Origin of the sequence: Saccharothrix mutabilis subsp. mutabilis (assembly GCF_039521145.1) — a bacterium.
GTDB lineage: Bacteria > Actinomycetota > Actinomycetes > Mycobacteriales > Pseudonocardiaceae > Actinosynnema > Actinosynnema mutabilis.
Map to the genome: position 1 here is coordinate 270604 of NZ_BAAABU010000004.1, position 13877 is coordinate 284480.

Annotated in this window: 14 protein-coding genes; 9 read left to right on the top strand and 5 right to left on the bottom strand. The window is 72.0% G+C overall.

Annotation, left to right across the window (positions count from 1 at the left end; all coding sequences use genetic code 11):
- Window positions 1-11: 11 nt before the first annotated feature.
- The gene (locus ABD126_RS12215) at window positions 12-1463 is read left to right on the top strand and encodes a multicopper oxidase family protein (RefSeq protein WP_343933881.1); all 1452 of its coding nucleotides are present in this window, start codon (window positions 12-14) and stop codon (window positions 1461-1463) included.
- 28 nt (window positions 1464-1491) lie between these two features.
- Here the strand turns inward: ABD126_RS12215 and ABD126_RS12220 are convergent, their stop codons facing one another.
- Window positions 1492-2286: an HAD family hydrolase gene (locus ABD126_RS12220; protein WP_343933882.1), complete on the bottom strand. Its 795-nt coding sequence runs from the start codon at window positions 2284-2286 to the stop codon at window positions 1492-1494.
- Between the two features lie 50 nt (window positions 2287-2336).
- Here ABD126_RS12220 and ABD126_RS12225 point away from each other — a divergent pair, with 50 nt between their 5' ends.
- Window positions 2337-2906, top strand: coding sequence for a TetR/AcrR family transcriptional regulator (locus tag ABD126_RS12225; RefSeq protein WP_343933883.1), 570 nt, complete (start codon window positions 2337-2339; stop codon window positions 2904-2906).
- A complete protein-coding gene (locus ABD126_RS12230; RefSeq protein WP_343933884.1) occupies window positions 2907-3815 on the top strand; it encodes an SDR family oxidoreductase in 909 nt (302 codons plus the stop codon). It abuts the gene before it with no gap.
- Between the two features lie 40 nt (window positions 3816-3855).
- Here ABD126_RS12230 and ABD126_RS12235 read toward each other — a convergent pair whose 3' ends face one another.
- From ABD126_RS12235 to ABD126_RS12245, 3 genes are all read right to left on the bottom strand, one after another.
- Complete coding sequence (locus ABD126_RS12235) at window positions 3856-4512, bottom strand: response regulator (RefSeq protein ID WP_343933885.1); 657 nt, start codon at window positions 4510-4512, stop codon at window positions 3856-3858.
- A gap of 10 nt (window positions 4513-4522) precedes the next feature.
- Entirely contained in the window at window positions 4523-5707 is a 1185-nt protein-coding gene (locus ABD126_RS12240) for a sensor histidine kinase (RefSeq protein WP_425542792.1), read from the bottom strand.
- Between the two features lie 102 nt (window positions 5708-5809).
- A complete protein-coding gene (locus ABD126_RS12245) occupies window positions 5810-6316 on the bottom strand; it encodes a hypothetical protein (RefSeq protein WP_343933886.1) in 507 nt (168 codons plus the stop codon).
- 87 nt (window positions 6317-6403) lie between these two features.
- Between ABD126_RS12245 and ABD126_RS12250 the strand changes: the two genes are divergently transcribed.
- From ABD126_RS12250 to ABD126_RS12265, 4 genes are all read left to right on the top strand, one after another.
- Window positions 6404-7921: a dynamin family protein gene (locus tag ABD126_RS12250; RefSeq protein ID WP_343933887.1), complete on the top strand. Its 1518-nt coding sequence runs from the start codon at window positions 6404-6406 to the stop codon at window positions 7919-7921.
- Window positions 7918-8286, top strand: a complete 369-nt coding sequence (locus ABD126_RS12255; RefSeq protein ID WP_343933888.1) for a nucleotide exchange factor GrpE — start codon at window positions 7918-7920, stop codon at window positions 8284-8286. Before ABD126_RS12250 ends, ABD126_RS12255 begins: the two co-directional genes overlap by 4 nt.
- Complete coding sequence (locus tag ABD126_RS12260; protein ID WP_343933889.1) at window positions 8283-10100, top strand: dynamin family protein; 1818 nt, start codon at window positions 8283-8285, stop codon at window positions 10098-10100. The genes ABD126_RS12255 and ABD126_RS12260 overlap by 4 nt, the downstream gene beginning before the upstream one ends.
- A 128-nt stretch (window positions 10101-10228) precedes the next feature.
- Window positions 10229-10936, top strand: coding sequence for a hypothetical protein (locus tag ABD126_RS12265; RefSeq protein WP_343933890.1), 708 nt, complete (start codon window positions 10229-10231; stop codon window positions 10934-10936).
- On the opposite strand, the gene ABD126_RS12270 is transcribed toward ABD126_RS12265, so the two are convergent.
- Window positions 10933-11355, bottom strand: a complete 423-nt coding sequence (locus ABD126_RS12270) for a hypothetical protein (RefSeq protein WP_343933891.1) — start codon at window positions 11353-11355, stop codon at window positions 10933-10935. The genes ABD126_RS12265 and ABD126_RS12270 overlap by 4 nt on opposite strands.
- Before the next feature lie 73 nt (window positions 11356-11428).
- On the opposite strand from ABD126_RS12270, the gene ABD126_RS12275 reads away from it, so the two are divergent.
- Complete coding sequence (locus ABD126_RS12275; RefSeq protein WP_343933892.1) at window positions 11429-11551, top strand: hypothetical protein; 123 nt, start codon at window positions 11429-11431, stop codon at window positions 11549-11551.
- A gap of 391 nt (window positions 11552-11942) precedes the next feature.
- Window positions 11943-13754, top strand: coding sequence for a phosphoenolpyruvate carboxykinase (GTP) (locus ABD126_RS12280; protein ID WP_343933893.1), 1812 nt, complete (start codon window positions 11943-11945; stop codon window positions 13752-13754).
- Window positions 13755-13877: the final 123 nt, after the last annotated feature.

The window sequence follows — 13877 nt, forward strand, 5'->3', positions numbered from 1 at the left end:
CATTCCGGGGCATGAGACGACGCGGCTTCCTCGGGCTGATGGCCCTCGCCGCCCTGGCGGGCTGCGGCACCGGCGCGGCGGGCAACACCGGCAGCATCACGTTCACCAACCCGCTGCGCATCCCGCCGGTGCTCGACCCGCTGCCCGGCGCCGACGGCGTGAAGCGCTACCCGCTGGCGCTGCGGCCGGGCGAGACCGAGTTCCTGCCGGGCCAGCCCGCCCGCACGTGGGGGATCAACGGCAGCTACCTCGGCCCGACCCTGCGCGCCCGGCGCGGCGACCGCGTCGCGATGGCCGTCACGAACCTCCTGCCCGAGGCGTCCACCCTGCACTGGCACGGCATGCGCCTGCCCGCCGCGATGGACGGCGGCCCGCACCAGATGATCGCCGCCGGCGGGACGTGGACCCCGGCCTGGACGGTGGACCAGCCCGCCGCGACGACCTGGTACCACCCGCACCCGCACGGCGTGACGGCCGAGCACGTCTACCGGGGTCTCGCGGGCATGTTCATCGTCGACGACGAGCACTCCGCCGAGCTGCCGCACACCTACGGCGTGGACGACGTGCCGCTGATCGTGCAGGACAAGGTCTTCGACGCCGACGGCCAGTTGAAGGAGGACTTCGGCGGCACGTGGGGCCTGCTCGGCGACCAGGTCCTCGTCAACGGCACGCACAGCCCGTTCTTCGAGGTCAAGGCGTCGCGGACGCGGTTCCGCATCCTCAACGGGGCCGGCGCCCACGTGTTCACCATCGGGTTCGCCGACAACCGGGAGTTCCAGGTGATCGCCTCCGACGCCGGTCTCCTGCCCGAACCGGTGACCGTCGACCGGGTGAAGGTCAGTCCGGGCGAGCGGTTCGAGGTCGTGGTCGACTTCCGGCCCGGCGAGACGGTGCTGCTCAAGGGTTTCGACGGCGACTCGGTGATCGAGGCCGGCGACTACGACCTGCTCGAACTGCGCGCCGCCGCCACCCTCGCCCCGAGCCCGGCCCTGCCCGCGACCCTCGCCGCCCGCCCGCCGGTCGAGCCGGGCCCGAAGACCAGGACGTTCAAGCTGGGCGGCTCGAACATCAACGGCCGGAACATGGACCCGGCCCGCATCGACGAGGTCGTCCCGGCGGGCGCGCGCGAGGTGTGGGAGATCGACAACATCACCTACGACCACAACTTCCACGTGCACGAGGTGGCGTTCCGCATCCTCGACATCGACGGTGCGGAACCCCCGCCCCACCTGCGCGGCCCGAAGGACACCGTCTACGTGCCGGGCAAGACGAAGGTGCGCCTGGCGGTGGCGTTCGGCCGGCACACCGACGCGACGATGCCGTACATGTACCACTGCCACATCCTGAAACACGAGGACAAGGGCATGATGGGCCAGTTCGTGATCGTCGAACCGGGCACCGAGGACAGCACCCCGCGCACGCTCTCCCCGACCGCGGCGGGCCACGCCCACCACGAGGGCTGATCGAGGCCGGACCCGGCGCCGACCGGTGTCAGGCCGCGAACCAGCGGTCCAGGACGGCCGCCGCGCCGTCCTCCAGCACGGTCCCGGTGACGGCGTCCGCCACCTCCTGCACGGTCGCCGGCGCCTGGCCCATCGCCACCCCGTGCGCCGCCCAGCGCAGCATCTCCACGTCGTTGTGCCCGTCGCCGATGGCCAAGGTGTCGGACTCCGCGACCCCCAGCTCCGCGCGCAGCAGCTCCAGCGCCGACCCCTTGCTCACACCCGTCGGCGCGACGGTCAGCCACGGCTCGCCGTGGTCCACCCACCAGGCCACGTCACCCAGCGAGACGTCCGTCAGCCGCAGCGACACCTCCTCCGGCGTGCGGTCGATCCACCGCATGACCAGCCGGGACGTTGGCTCCGCCGTCAGCTCCGCCACGTCCACCTCGCGCACCACGCCCCACAGGTCGCCCTCGGGGAACCTGCCCAGCGACCGGTTGCCCTCGCCGGTCACCTCGGTCGCGAACACCGCGCCGGGGAACAGCTCCCGCAGCAGCTCGACGGTCGGCCGCGCGTCGAACGCGACCTGCCGCACCACCTCGCGGGACGACGTGTCCCACCACACCGCGCCGTTCGAGCAGATCGCGGTGGTGCCGCGCAGCTCCAGGTCGTCCACGACCGGCCGGGTCCCGATGAGGCTGCGGCCGGTGGACAGGACCACGTGCGCGCCGTGGTCGATCGCCCGGTGGATGGCCGCGCGGACCGCGGGGGCGACCTCCTCCTGACCGACTCGGGTGATGGTGCCGTCGATGTCCAGGGCGATGAGGCGAGGTCTCCAACTCACCGGCGTCACCCTAGTGGACGGCCATTAATGAATCGTGGTTCAATAACCGCGTGCCACGACCGCGGTCGATCAGCGACGAACGGCTCCTCACCGCCGCCGCGACCGTGATCGGCCGCAGGGGGCCGGGCTTCACGATCGCCGACGTGGCGCGCGAGGCCGGGGTGTCGGTCGGCACGGTCGCGCAGCGGTTCGGGTCGAAGGCCGGCCTGCTCCGGGCGCTGACCAGGCAGACCACCGCCGACGTCGAGCGCCGGATGCGCGCGGCGGCGGAGGGGCTCGACCCGGTCGAGGGGCTGCGGCGGGCGTTGCTGACGTGGTTCGAGGGCATGACCGACCCGGTCGAGGCGGGCAACCACCTCGCGCAGCTCGGCGTGGACCTGATCGACCCGGACCTGCGGGCGCTGCTGGCCGAGCACTACGCGGCGACCGAGCGCACGGTGCTCGCCCTGGTGCGCGCGGCGGACCTGCCGCACGCGCCCGACGCGGAACGCGCGGCGCGGGTGCTCACGGTGGTGGTCTTCGGCGTCTCGATGGACTGGTCGGTCCGGCCGCGCGGCGCGCTGGCCGATCGGCTCGCGGAGGACGTGGACGCGGTGCTGGACGCGTGGAAGGGGAGATGAATGTCGTTGGCGGGCAAGGTCGCGGCGGTCACGGGGGCCACTCGCGGCGCGGGGCGGGCCATCGCGGTGGAACTGGGGGCGAAGGGGGCGACGGTGTTCGTCGGCGGGCGGTCGACGCGCGCCGCGAAGTCGCCCATCGGGCGGGACGAGACGATCGAGGAGACCGCGGAGCTGGTGACCGCGGCGGGCGGGCGCGGCATCCCGGTGCGGTGCGACTTCACCGTCATCGAGGACGTGGACGCGTTCCGCGACCGCATCGAGTCCGAAGTGGACGGACAGCTCGACATCCTGGTGGACGACGTCTGGGGCGGCGAGCAGGCGGTCGAGTTCAAGCCGTTCTGGGAGGTGGACCTCGACCAGCAGCTCGGCATGTGGCACAACAGCGTCCGCGCGCACCTGGTGGCGCTGCACCGGTTGGTGCCGCTGGTGATCCGCAAGCCGGGCGGGCTGGTCGTCGAGGTCACCGACGGGGACGACGACGAGTACTACTCGGGCATGCTGGCCTACGACTCGGTGAAGGTCGCGGTCCGGCGGATGGGCCGCGTGCTGGCCAAGGACGTCGACAAGCACGGCGCCACGTCGGTCGCCGTCACGCCGGGGTTCCTGCGGTCGGAGGAGATGCTGGCGCACTTCGGCGTCACCGAGGAGAACTGGCGGGACGCGGTGCCGCGGTCGCCGCACTTCGTCATGGCGGAGAGCCCGCACTACGTGGGCCGCGCGATCGCCGCGCTGGCCGCCGACCCGGACCGGCACCGGTTCACCGGGCAGGCGCTGGCGTCCTGGACCCTCATGCGCGAGTACGGGTTCACCGACATCGACGGCACCCAGCCGGACTGGGGCCGCTGGAACGAGGACGTGGTCAAGGCCGACTTGGACCCGATGACCGTGGACGCGTCCAAGTACCGCTGACCGAGTCAATCGAACGCGTGTGAGCCCGCGTCCGGCCCGGTCAGACGTCGCCGGGCCGGACCAGCCCGGTCTCGTAGGCCAGCACCACGGCCTGCACCCGGTCCCGCAGGTCCAGCTTCGCCAGGATGCGCCCCACGTGCGTCTTCACCGTCGCCTCGGACAGGAACAGCTTGCGCGCGATCTCGGTGTTGGACAGCCCCTTGGCGATCAGCACCAGGACCTCGCGCTCCCGCTCGGTCAGCACCTCCAGCACGGCCGCGTCCCGCAGCTCCCCGCCGCTCTCGCCGAGGAACCGGCTCAGCAGCCGCTTGGTCACCGACGGCGAGACGACCGCGTCCCCGGAGGCCACCGCCCGCAGCGCCGAGACCAGGTCACCGGGCGGGGTGTCCTTGAGCAGGAAGCCCGAGGCGCCGTTGCGCAACGCCGACAACGCGTACTCGTCCATGTCGAACGTGGTCATGACCAGGACCTTCGCCGTGCCGGCCTCGGCGATCCGCTTGGTCGCCTCCACGCCGTCCAGCACCGGCATCCGCACGTCCATCAGCACCACGTCCGGCTTGAGCGACGCGGCCATGTGCACGGCGTCGAGGCCGTCGCCGGCCTCGCCCACCACGTCGATGTCCTCCTGCGCGCCGAGCACCATGCGGAAGCCCATCCGCATCAGTTCCTGGTCGTCCACAAGCAGTACTCGGATCACGCTCTCCACCCTATGACGGCACCACCGGCAGCACGGCCCGGACGCGCCAGCCACCACCCGGGTTCGGACCCGCCTCCAACGTGCCACCCAGCACACCGGCCCGCTCGCGCATGCCGATCAACCCGTTGCCGCCGGACACCGCGACCAGGTCGTGCGGCGTGCCGAACCCGTCGTCCACGACCTCCAGCGCCACGTGCTCCCCCGCGCGGGCGACCCGGACCACCGCCGACGCGCCGGTCCCGGCGTGCTTGAGCGTGTTGGTCAACGCCTCCTGCACGATCCGGTACAGCCCCAGCCCCAGGCCGGCGGGCAGGTCGGCGAGGTCGCCGGAGGTCTCCAGCCGCACCGGCAGCCCGGCCGCGCGCAGGTTCTCCGCCAGGTCGGCGAGGTCGCCGGCGCCCGGCTGCGGCGCCCACTGCGTGCCCGACTGGTCCTCCTGCCGCAGCACGCCGAGCAGCCGGCGCAGCTCGGTCAACGCCTGCCGGCCGGTCTCGGCGATGGTCCGCACGGCGGCCTCGGCCAGCTCGGGCTGCGACTTGATCGCGTACCCGGCCCCGTCGGCCTGCACGACCATCACCGACACCGCGTGCGCCACGACGTCGTGCAGCTCGCGCGCGATCCGCGACCGCTCCTCGCCCACCGCGATCCGCGCCTGCTGGTCCCGCTCGGTCTCCAGCAGCTTCAGCCGCTGCTCCAGTTCCCGCTGGTAGGCGCGCCGCGCGCCGACGAACTCGCCGAGCGCCCAGCTGAACCCGAAGATCACGACGATCAGGAAGACCAGGAACACGGCCTCGGGCACCCCGCCGACCCGCGCCACCGCCCACACGACGGTGCCCAGCGCGAGCCACCCCGCGTAGAGCAGGGCCGGTCGGCGGCCGACGAACGCGACCATCGTGTAGAGCGCGACGGCCAGCGCGAAGTCGGCCGGCCGGACGGCGAGGCCGGTCTCCAGGGTGCCGTGGGTGAGCAGCTGGATGACGCCGCCACCCAGGATCGTGTAGCTCGACCCGACCGGGTACTTGCGGCGGAAGGCCACCGGGACGATGAGCAGCAGCGAGACGAAGAACAGCGTGGGCGGCGTCACCACGTCGCCGTAGGACACCATCGCGCCGAGGTCGAACACGAACAGCAGCCCGGCGATCAGGGAGTCCCCGAACACCGGGTGAGCACGCATCCACAGGCTCAGCCGCCGCACGTCACCAGCCTAAAGAGAGGTCAGACCGAGCGCGTCGCGCCACGGTCTGACCTCAGCTAATCCTCTGGACGGATGGCGTGGGCGCACCGTCCGGTGATCGTCTCAGCGAGTCGTCTTGATCTGCCTCGGGTCGATCTGAGCGGGGTCCACCCGGGTCGTGTCGACCGGACGGCCCCGCGTGGTGTCCACCGGCGGGACCGGCTCGAACCGCACCGCCTGCGACGGCACGTTGTGCTCCCGCTCGTAGAGCCGGTGCTCCTCGGCCATCTCGTCGGCCAGCTGCTGCTGGAGCTGCCGGTCGCGGATGCGGCCCAGGATCATCATCGTCACCGCGTGCACCAGCGCCAGCAGCAGGAGCACGACGCCGAGCTTGACGACGACGTCCTTGACCGGGTCGCCGGTGTCCACGGTGATGATCGACACCAGCGCCAGCAGACCCAGCACCACGAGGTGGAACAGCACCGTGGCGAGCGCCGTCATGGACCGGGCCGCTTCCGGGTCGCCGTACGCCCGGTTCATGTAGGCCCGGCCGCTGCGGTAGATCAGCTGGCCGTCGATCAGCACCAGAACCACGCCGAGCAGCAGGAAGACGGCATAACCCTGTTCCATGACGTGACCTCCCTCTCCGCCGTTGGCAATACCCCGACCGGCCCGTTCGGAAACCGGACCCGGACCCCGCGTGGCACGATCTCCGTCGTGACAGCGCAGGCGCAGCAGCTCGCCGGCCCGCTCTCGGCGGCCGTGGCGAACCTGTGCGTGCGGCTGCAACCGCAGGTGTCGCCGACCACCGCCGCCGGGTTCCGCGAGGTGCTGCGCAGGTTGTCCGCGCCGTTGCAGGTCGCGGTCGCGGGGCGGATCAAGTCGGGCAAGTCGACGTTGGTCAACGCGCTGATCGGCCGCCGGGTCGCGCCGACGGACGTGGGCGAGTGCACGCGGCTGGTCACGCGCTTCCAGTACGGGACCGTCGACCGCATCGAGGTGGTGTTCACCGACGGGCGCAAGCAGGTGCTGCCGTTCGACGCGAACGGGGGCATCCCGGCCGACCTCGGCGTGGACGTCGAGCGGGTCTCGCACATCGAGGCGTACCTGACCAACGCGGTGCTGCGGGACCTGACCGTGATCGACACCCCGGGCCTGGGCTCGCTGGACGCCGCGTCGGTCGCGCGCACGGAGGCGTTGCTGGGCAACGAGCTGGACCCGGTGTCGCGCAGCGCGGTCGCCGGCGCGGAAGCCGTCCTCTACGTGGTGACCCAGGGCGTGCGGCAGGACGACCAGCAGGCGCTGGCCGCGTTCACCGCCGCCACGGCGAGCCGCGAGGCCGGCCCGGTGAACGCCATCGCCGTGCTGAACAAGGCCGACACCATCGCCGCGGAGACCGTGGACGGCGCGGACGGCGACACGTGGAAGGCGGCGGTGCTGCTCGCCGAACGCCAGGCGCACACGCTCAAGCCGCGGGTGGCGGACGTGCTGCCGGTGATCGGCCTGGTCGCGGAGTCGACCGAGACCGGCGGGTTCACCTCGGCCGACGCCGACGCGCTGCGCAAGCTGGCCGAGCTGGACGACGCGACCCGCGAGACCATGCTGATCTCGGCGGACCTGTTCGTGAGCTGGGAGTGCGACGTGCCGGTGGGCGTGCGCACGCGGCTGCTGGAGAAGCTCGACCTGTACGGCATCCGGTGCGCGCTGACCGCCCTGGACGCGGAGCCGGCGATCACCGCGGGCGCGTTGCGCCGCAAGCTGCTCGACGCGTCCGGCCTGGAAGGGGTGCGCGGCAAGCTCAACGCGGTGTTCCGGTCGCGCGCCGACGGGATCAAGGCCGCCGCCGCGCTGGCGTCGGTGACCGCGCTGGCCGCCGCGTCCGGCGACCCCGGCGAGCGGCAGCGCGTGCACGACGCCATCGAGGTGCTGCTGGCCAAGCCCGAGGCGCACCAGCTGCGGCTGCTGGAGGCGTTGACGCTGGTGGCGTCCGGCGCGGTGGCGCTGCCCGCGGACCTGGCCGACGAGGTGCTGCGGTTCGGCACGTCACCGGACCCGGCCGAGCAGCTGGGCCTGCGCGGACGCCCGCCGCAGGAGCTGGTCGCGTACGCGCTGGAACGCGCCGGCTGGTGGCGGTCCTTCGCGTCGTTCGGCGCGACACCGGCGCAGAGCCGGGTCGCGCACGTGGTGCACCGGGCGTACTTCCTGATCTGGCAACAACTCCGGGGGCGGCGATGACGGACGGAACCCAACCGGCGCCGACGGCGTCCGAGCCGGGTGTGGAGACGACCATCGCCGGTGAGCTGCTCGACCAGGCGCTGGCCGAGCGGCGCGCCCTGGTGCAGCTCTGCCTGTACGCGTTGGACCGCGCCCGGTCGTCGGGCGTGGTCGAGCGGATCGAGGAGGGCCTCGCGGGCATCGGCGTGACCGCCGTGCGGCCCGACGGCGAGCGGTTCGACCCGTCCCGGCACGAGGCGGGCGGCACCGTGCCCACCGACGACGCGTCGCTGGACGGCGTGGTCGCCGAGACCGAGGTGGTCGGGTTCGTCGACCGCGGGCGCACGCTGCGCGCGCCGATCGTCACGGTCTACACGGCCCGATGACCACGCTCCCGCAGACCGTCCGGCAGACCCGCGAGCGGCTGACCGCCCTGGTGCGCTCGATCGACCCGTCGGCGGCGTCGTTCGTGGAGACCCGGCGCGGCGGTCCCGCGTCGGTGGTGGTCGTCGGCGAGACCAACCGGGGCAAGTCCTCGCTGGTCAACGCGTTGCTGGCGACGCCGGGCCTGTCGCCGGTGGACGCCGAGGTGGCCACGGCGGCGTACCTGGTGTTCCGGCACGGGGCGGAGTTCTCGGCGCGGGCCTGCTACGCGGGCTCGATGTCGCCGGTGCCGTTCGAGCGGTCCGAGCTGGTCAACTGGGTGTCGGCGGCGCACGAGCTGCCGGAGGGCATGCTGCCGCCCCGCCACGTCGAGGTCGAGGCCCCGATCCCGCTGCTCGAACGACTGTCCGTTGTGGACACCCCGGGGGTCGGCGGGCTGGACTCGGTGCACGGGGAGCTGGCGGCCGAGGCGGCGGCGTCCGCGACGGCCCTGCTGTTCGTGGTGGACGCGTCCGCCCCCTTCACGCGCGGCGAGCTGGACTTCCTGCGCACGGTCGGCGAGCGCGTCGAGACCGTGGTGTTCGCGCTGACCAAGGTCGACCAGTTCCGCGGCTGGCGGACCGTGCTGGAGGCCGACCAGGCGCTGCTGGCCGAGCACGCGCCCCGGTTCGCGGGCGCGGTGTTCCACCCGGTGTCGTCGCGGATGTTCGAGCTGGCCGCCAAGGCCCCGAACCCGGACGCGGCGGCGATGCTGCGCGAGCGGTCCGGCGTGGGCGAGCTGCAGGCGGCGTTGCAGGAGCTGGTGGTCGGGCGGGCGGCGATGCTCGGCGAGGCGAACTCGTTGCGCGCCTTGGCGACCGTGCTGGACGAGCTGGTGGCGCGGGCGGAGGCGGACCGGCGGGCGCTGTCGTCGGGCGAGGAGGAGGCCGAGGCGCTGCGCGAGCGGCGCGACGAGCTGAACTCGCAGCGCCGGTCGTCCACCCGCAGCTGGCAGGTCAAGCTGCGCGGCGAGGTGCAGCGGGCGCGCGTCGAGGGCAGCCACGAGGTCAGCCGGCAGATGCGCGACGTGCAGACGTGGTTCCGGTCGGCCATCGACGCGGCGTCGCGCGAGCAGCTGGCGGCGCTGCCGCACCAGGTGGACGCGGCGCTGCAGGTGGTGTCCGGGCGGATCAGCGCCGGCCTGGCGCACCGGTTGCAGCGGGTCGCCGACGCGGCCCTGGCCGACCTGTTCGCGCCCGACGAGCTGGCCGTGATCCGCGGCCAGTTCGCCCGCGGCGCGACACCGCCGGTCGTGCTGCGCCCGCCGGACAAGCGCGCGCCGACGGCCGAGGACAAGCTCCTGGTGTTCATGGGCGTGACCGGCGGTCTGGGCGCGGGCCGGCTGGCCGCGCTGCCGCTGGCCGGGCTCGGCGTGGCCGCGCTGAACCCGATCGTCCTGCCGGTCACGATCGTGCTGGGCCTGGGCGCGGGCTGGTGGATGGCCCGCACCCGCAAGCACTCGGCGGACAAGCAGCACCTCAAGCAGTGGCTGTCCGACGCCATCGCCGACGCGCGGTCCACAGTGGACCAACTCGTGGCGGAGCAGCTGATCGAGGCCGAGCAGGCGCTGTCGCTGGCCCTGGACGACGCGCTGGGCAAGCGCGTGGACGCCATCGAGGCGGAGCTGCGCGAGGTGGACAAGGCGCTGCGCATGGAGGCCGGCGAACGGTCGAAGGCGCTCGCCGTGGCGACCCGCCGGGTGGCGGAGCTCAAGGCCGGCCGGGCGAAGGTGGACGACCTGCTCTCCCGCATCCGCGCCCTGCGCGACCGCACCTGAACCCCGGACCGGTCAAGGCGCTGCGTAGCCGTATCCCGACAAAGGGTGACGCGGGTTCCGCCCCGGAACCGAACAGGCATAACGTGAGTCCTACCGGTACTTGTGCGGCAGCAGGAGGGTGGGATCCGGTGTACGTCGACGAGACAGGCGCTTCCGACGGCGAGCTGAAGGTCACCGTCGAGGACGAGGAGTACACCGCCGAGGCGACCTACGACCTCAACGACGACGGCGTGGACGAGTCCGCCGTGGTCGAGACCGACGACGGCGGGCACCTCGCGTTCAGCGACACCGACGGCGACGGCGACGCGGACCTGATGAGCACGTTCGACAAGGACGGCGAGCTGGTCGGCCAGGCCCGGTTCGACGAGGGCTCCGGCGAGTGGATCGCCGTCGAGCCGTCCGACGACCACTCCCAGCAGACCAACACCAACGCGGGCAAGTCCATCGTCGTGGACGTCGAGGACGGGCCGGACCAGAACGTCGGCCCGGCCACCGAGGACACCGACGGCGACGGCGCCGCCGACACCGCCGTGGTCAAGGACGAGCAGGGCGACACCTGGCTGTTCACCGACGCCGACGGCGACGGCAAGGCCGACCTGGCCACCGAGATCACCGCCGACGGCGAGGTCACGATGTCCAAGCACACCGGCGAGGACGAGTGGACCGAGGTCGAGCACGGCCGCATCGACCAGAACGGCAAGTACGTGCCCGACGGCCGCGACGGCCTCGCCGAGGACAGCGACGAGGTCTGGGCGGCGGCGGAGGAGCGGAAGGTCACCGTCAGCGGCGTCGTGCGCATCGACTCCGTGACCGGGCAGTGGATCAGCCCGAACTAGGGGTGGTAGCGGCCGGCGATCTCGGTGATCTCGCCGGCGCTGTTGAACGTCAGCCGGGGCGCGTGGACGGCCGCCCCGGCGAACTGCTCCCGCGTGCACTCGACCGTCCCGACCCCGCTGAACAGCGCGACCTGCACCCCGCGGGACGACCCGCAGCCCAGCGGCAGGTAGAACTCGGCGTCTGCCGCGAGCCGCGAGGTGTGCCGGTGCTCCGCGCCGTCGAGCGCGCGCACGTCGGTGTTGTTCGACTCCGCCGGCCGGAGCTCGGCGTCCCGCCACACCACGGTGCCGTCGGCGGAGATGGAGTCGATGACGGCCACGTCCACCGTGCGCGGCGACAGGAGCAGCCACGCGGCGAGCACGACCAGCGCGCCGAACGCGCCGACGGCGATGCGGTTCTTCACGTCCAGGAGACGCACCGCCCGTGCCCCGGTTGCCCCCCTCCGGCCGCACCGCGCGGGTGGCGGTCGGGCTCGGCGCGGTGCCGCGCGGGTGGCGGTCGGGCTCGGCGCGGTGCCGGGCGTGGTGGTGGTCGGGTTCGGCGCGGTGCCGGGCGTGGTGGTGGTCGGCGCGGTGGGCCACCCGGCGGTGCGCGGGCACTTTTCCGCCCCCTGAACCGCGCGACCGACGGGCCGAACCGATCACGCGCAAAGTCGGACATTCTTCGTGCAATTCTTGCGCCCCAACGTGAGAGCGCTCTCACAGCGTTACGAAGTCGCAACCTCACCGTGTGGTCACCGCCGCACCGCCGTGCCCTTGCATTCCCGGAACTAAAGCCCAGGTCACAGGCGGGTTTGTGATGATCGGGTGCTGAATCGATTCCAGAATCGGTTTTGTGAGAGAGCCGACAGGTCAGACGTGCGTTACCGAGGATTAACCCGGCTAACCTCCGTCTATCCCCTTAAACGGCACGCCCTCCACCGGGCGGGCGGAGCCATTCCCGAGGACGTCCCACCAGGACAACGGCGTCCACGTGGGCTGGCGCTCAGCTAGGAGACGAGACGAGATGACGGCAGTGACCATTCCCGGTCTCGACCACGCACCTACCAACCACGCGCGCCTGCTGTCCTGGGTGCGGGAGGTCGCCGAGCTGACCTGCCCCGACGAGGTCGTCTGGGCCGACGGTTCCCAGGACGAATGGAACCGCCTGACCGCCAAACTGGTGGACGCCGGGACGTTCGTCCCGCTCAAGAAGAAACCCAACTCGTTCTGGGCCGCCTCCGACCCCACCGACGTCGCGCGGGTCGAGGAGCGCACCTTCATCTGTTCGGTGGACGAGGCCGACGCCGGCGCCACGAACAACTGGATGGACCCGGCCGAGATGAAGGCGATCATGACCGAGCTGTACCGCGGCTCGATGCGCGGTCGCACGATGTACGTGATCCCCTTCTGCATGGGCCCGCTGGACGCCGAGAAGCCGATGCTGGGCGTCGAGATCACCGACTCCGAGTACGTCGTCGTCTCGATGCACATCATGACCCGCATGGGCACCAAGGCGCTGGCCCGCTTCGGCGAGGACGCCGAGTTCGTCAAGGCGCTGCACTCGATCGGCGCGCCGCTGGAGCCCGGCCAGGCCGACGTGCCGTGGCCGTGCAACGAGACGAAGTACATCACCCACTTCCCCGAGGAGCGGACGATCTGGTCGTTCGGCTCGGGTTACGGCGGCAACGCCCTGCTCGGCAAGAAGTGCTACTCGCTGCGCATCGCCTCGGTGATGGCGCGCGACGAGGGCTGGCTCGCCGAGCACATGCTGATCCTCAAGCTGACCTCGCCGGAGAACAAGGCGTACTACGTCGCCGCCGCGTTCCCGAGCGCCTGCGGCAAGACCAACCTCGCCATGCTGGAGCCGACCATCCCGGGCTGGAAGGTCGAGACCCTCGGCGACGACATCGCCTGGATGCGCTTCGGCGAGGACGGCCGCCTGTACGCGGTGAACCCGGAGAACGGGTTCTTCGGCGTCGCGCCGGGCACCGACTACCACACCAACCCCAACGCGATGCGCACCATCGAGAAGGGCAACTCGCTCTTCACCAACGTGGCGCTGACCGACGACGGCGACGTGTGGTGGGAGGGCATGGGCGAGCCGCCGGCCCACCTGACCTCGTGGAAGAAGCAGGACTGGACGCCGGACTCGGACGAGCTGTCCTCGCACCCGAACTCGCGCTACTGCACGCCGATCGCGCAGTGCGACATCAAGGCCCCCGAGTGGGAGGACCCGAAGGGCGTCCCGATCTCGGCGATCTTCTTCGGCGGTCGCCGCGCGACCACCGTCCCGCTGATCACCCAGTCCCGCGACTGGCAGCACGGCGTGTTCATGGGCGCGACGCTGTCCAGCGAGACCACCGCGGCGGCGGTCGGCCAGGTCGGCGTCGTGCGCCGCGACCCGATGGCGATGCTGCCGTTCATCGGCTACAACGCCGGTGACTACTTCCAGCACTGGATCGACACCGGCAAGTCGGCCGACGCGGACAAGCTGCCGAAGATCTTCTACGTCAACTGGTTCCGCCGGGGCGAGGACAAGCGCTTCCTGTGGCCCGGGTTCGGCGAGAACTCGCGCGTGCTGAAGTGGGCCATCGAGCGCATCGAGGGCAAGGCCGCCGCGCAGGAGACGCCGATCGGCCACGTGCCGACCGCCGAGGAGCTCGACCTGACCGGTCTGGACGCGCCGCGCGAGGACGTCGAGGCGGCGCTGGAGTTCAACGCCGACGAGTGGCGCGCCGAGATCCCGTTGATCGAGGAGTGGTTCGCGAAGATCGGCGAGAAGGTCCCGACCTCGCTGCGCGACGAGTTGGAGTCCCTGAAGCAGCGCCTCGGCTGAGGTCGTCAGGGGTGCGTGAGACCCGGTGGACAACGGCGTCCACCGGGTTTTTCCTGTCGAGGCCCCCGAAGGGGTCTCTTTTTGGTGACTGCGGGTGATTTCCGGCTGGTCCGGAGGTACCAA